4 protein-coding genes are annotated in these 3806 nt (G+C 55.9%); all 4 read left to right on the top strand.

Annotated elements, in window-relative coordinates:
• On the top strand, positions 1-582 hold a 582-nt coding region (locus tag Q0J85_RS15345; RefSeq protein ID WP_294483210.1), incomplete at its 5' end, for a hypothetical protein.
• Between the two features lie 273 nt (positions 583-855).
• Positions 856-1554: a DUF1559 domain-containing protein gene (locus Q0J85_RS15340; protein ID WP_294483208.1), complete on the top strand. Its 699-nt coding sequence runs from the start codon at positions 856-858 to the stop codon at positions 1552-1554.
• Between the two features lie 34 nt (positions 1555-1588).
• Complete coding sequence (locus Q0J85_RS15335) at positions 1589-3499, top strand: hypothetical protein (RefSeq protein WP_294483207.1); 1911 nt, start codon at positions 1589-1591, stop codon at positions 3497-3499.
• On the top strand, positions 3496-3806 hold a 311-nt coding region (locus Q0J85_RS15330), incomplete at its 3' end, for a hypothetical protein (protein WP_294483205.1). The genes Q0J85_RS15335 and Q0J85_RS15330, both read left to right, overlap by 4 nt.

Here is a 3806-nt window from a genome sequence, read left to right as displayed (position 1 = left end):
TTCAAGGGATATGCTCCGATCTGTGGCCTTGAACAGGTATTTGGCGTAACCATGTTTGACCGGGAAGGCAGGGAAACCGCGCCGGCGATGGAATATCCGGCAGGCAAGGCTCCCTGCTTCTTTTACTGGCATGTGCTCGAACCGGCCGGCGAACTTGAAGCGACGGTGCCTTATGAGGATGGGCGATGCGCCATCTCCTGCTGCCGTTTCGGCAAGGGGACGGCGATTCTGGCCGGCACGGAGATTTTCCGGCAGTATTACGAATCTCCTGCCGCGCCTGCTGTGGAGTGGCTCCGGGAGGCGATTCTTGCCTCCGGCATGGCGCGCAATGCCGAACTGCTTCAGGATGGGCGCTGTTGCGATGGAACCGGCATTGAAGTCTGCCGGCTCTTTTCTGATTCTGCAGAGCTCTGTATTCTGCTGAATCACAATCGAGAGCCGCAGAAATTTCGGCTTGTCCTGGAGCGGGAAAAAGAGTGGAGCGACCTCATGCAGGGTTCTCCTGTCCCATTGGAGCAGGAACTGGAGCTACCAGGGCAGGGCGTGCGGGTTCTGCTGCACCGTTTTACAGCGAAGCAATGACGCAGTAGTAACGAGATTTTGGACTCAGGTGTTTGTCCCCGATCCAAAATCTCTTTTCTTTTGGAACAGAAAAAACTTTTGAGGTAACTAAAGTGTACCAATAGCTCCACGGTCAATCATGATGTGACAAAATTCGATTTGTTGAGATGCCGCATCTGAAAAATCATCCTTCCCGCTGCTTTGCCGTGCGTATATCAAAGCTTTCATCATTTTTCTCCTCGGTTATTGATAGAATAATATATTCCCATAATGTATATTTAACAAGTGATATTCGTGGTGATTGCGATCATCGCGATTCTGGCGGGTATGCTGCTGCCGGCTCTGAATCAGGCGCGGGAACGGGCAAAGTCAACCTCATGTCAGAACAATCTCAAGCAGATCGGAATCATACTTGAATTCTACTCGAACGACTTCAACGATCTTGTCTGCCCGATGCGGGACAGTCAGCGCTGGGCCGGTAACGTCTGGAGTAAAATCCTGTGGGATGCCGGATACGTCACCGCGTTCAAGCAGCTGCTCTGCCCGAGCCATTCCGGCCTGACCGCGCCGGTCGATCCGGCGAAACCGACCGCCGATGAGTTCTATCAACAGACCAGTTACGGTTTGAACGGCGACACGTTCGGGAACGGGAAAGACGATACGAACTACTGGGGCGGCTTCTGTCCGAACGGGATCAAACGCTCCGCCATCGCGAGCTTCCGGGAGCGTTCCCCCGATCTGCTCTGGGTGCACGACAGCAGATTGGCACTCGGAGGTGCGGCCGATATGGGGAATTTCATGCAGTATCGGCACAACGGAGCGAATATTTGCAATATACTCGCTTTCGGCGGGCACGTCACCACGATCAGGAATCCGCGTCCGGGGATCGAAGAGGGGGTGGTCAGCTCCATCTCCATCGCCCGTTATCGCCGCCCGGCATGGGTCAGTCAGGGGGGCGGGCGCGGCGCATTTACCCGCATCGGCGACGACTGAACCGCAACATCCCCCGCTCATGAAAGGAAAATCGATGAAACTCTCTCTCTCGAAACCGCTTCTCGGCCTCCTTTGTGCCGCTGCATTCACCGCTTTCGCTGATCCCGGATACGAGACGATCGGAGACAATCTGATCAAAAACGGGATGTTTGAAAAACCGTGCTGGAAACCGGGCGTTCCCCATTACTGGGAAGTTCAGCGCCCGAATACCCGCGGAGGAGAAACCGAGACGAAAATGGACAACGGCGGTTTCCTGCTCTATTTTACCGGTCCGGAGTACGTCGACCAGATCCGGATCAAGCAGAGTCTGAAACTCACTCCCGGCAAGGTGTATGAGTTCCAGTACGATTACCGTTCGGATTCCGACGCCTCGCTGAAAGCGGACGCTACGTTCTGGGGAACCGGGGTGTTCATGCGCTCCTGGTGGCAGATCCCGAGCCGGAAATGGACGACCGTGCGCGGATTGTTCGCGATGGCGGAGAATGTCAATGGAGATGTGATTCTCACGCTCCAGAATCGATCGCAGGTCAAGCTCTGGTATCGGAACATCCGCCTCCGGGAGACGAATCTTGCCGAAGAGGATATTCCGAAACAGATTCCGGCTTTCCGCATTCACTCCGTCGAGAGCGGGGATGTCTTTATTCTGCCGGGAACCGCGAAGAGAAGTGCCGAATTCATCGTCAACAATTTCTCCCCTGAGGAGCTCAAAAAATTCCGTATCGAAGCCGACTGCTTCTCCGGATCCAGGCGGGTGGTCAAATGCCGGGTCGATGGGATTCGGATCAGCATTCCCATGCACGAGATTCCGGATGGCGACTCCGTTCTTGCCGGCCGGCTGATCAGCAGAGAGGACAATGCGGTGGTCGCGATGACCACCGTCAATATCCGGCGCGTCATGAAATTGCCGAATAACGTCGATTTTTCCTCCCCCGCCGAAGTCACGCTCGCGGACGGAAAGAAATTTTTCCCGGTCGGCATCTATGCCGGGATCGGCTGGAATTTCCGCCCGGAAGAGCTTGTAAATTCCGGATTCAATGTGATTCACACTTACGCAACCAACCGACGCGATGTCGACAAGGGCGATGAACTCGGCCGCAAAAACAATCTGAAACTGCTGGACGAAGCCCGGAAACTCGGCGCGTATGTCATGATTCAGCTTCCTCACGACTACACGGAAAAATCCGGGGAAGCAGCCAAACTCCCCTCCTGGCTCGACGTCTACCGTCATCATCCGGCCGTGTTCGGATATTATGTCGATGAAACCCGTTCCATCAAGAACACGCCCTATCCGATTATCAAGGCGGCCTATGACCAGGTCAGAGCGCACGATCCCGTCCACCGCTGGTTCTCCTATGAGGGACCGGATCCGAATCTTCGCGACTGCATGGATGCGATCATCTACAATGTTTCCAATCCGAATGCGGTGAAGCTCTGCATGCTGAACCTCGGCCCGGAGAAGCCGGTCATCCACTGCTACGGACAGAAAGATTTTCAAGCTCAGAGCGCCACTTCGCTGGACTACAACCAGTCCAATTTCGTCATGCCGGTCATCTGGGGAGCGCGCGGAATTTTCTACTTCATGTACACGAATCTGACTGACCCGAAAGTCAATCCGGAGTATGCCGAGCTGCGACCGCGGGTTCTCGAAACCGCGCGCAGATTCGGAGAAATTTCTCAGTCGATCGTCGCGGGTGATCCGCTCCCGGATTGGGCGGGAAAGGTCAACACCACCGGAGAGATGGAGTACAAGGTGTTTGCCGACGGCGGAAAGAGTTACCTCTTCTGCGGCGTCGCCGACGCGGCTCAAAAGGGCGGAAGCATCCGCTTCCCGGTCCCGGCTGGCAAACAGCTCCGCGATGTGCTCAACGATCGCCCGGTTGAGGTGAAACCGATGTTTTCGCTTGAACTTCAGCCCGGACAGGCCCGGATCATCGAGGTGAAATGAGAAGGCTCTTCTGCATCCTGCTGATTCTGCTGGTGCTCGCATCGCTCGCGACCTGGTGCATGCGGCGCGAAACAAGCGAACGCCCCGTCATCGTCTGGACGGCGGGGCTGTCGCAAGATCGCGTCGAACAGGTCGCGGCGTTCCACAAGTGGATGCGGGCGAACGGTTACGTCGATGAGAAAGGCGAACTCCTCTTCACGGTCAAGCTCGAAACCGCCAGCAATCAGAGCACGCTCATTCAGGCGGTTTCCGGCATGGCGGGAGACCTCATCGATCACGTTCCCGTCAAACGATTTGCGCCAATGGG

Source organism: uncultured Victivallis sp., from assembly GCA_944389935.1.
Lineage (GTDB): Bacteria > Verrucomicrobiota > Lentisphaeria > Victivallales > Victivallaceae > Victivallis.
Note: the sequence above shows the minus strand (reverse complement) of the source record. Positions and strands in the feature narration are given on the sequence as shown.

What these genes read in the sequence shown, in the direction of transcription:
- Q0J85_RS15335 (WP_294483207.1), top strand. Translation starts at nt 1,589, where the DNA reads ATGAAACTCTCTCTCTCGAAACCGCTTCTCGGCCTCCTTTGTGCCGCT.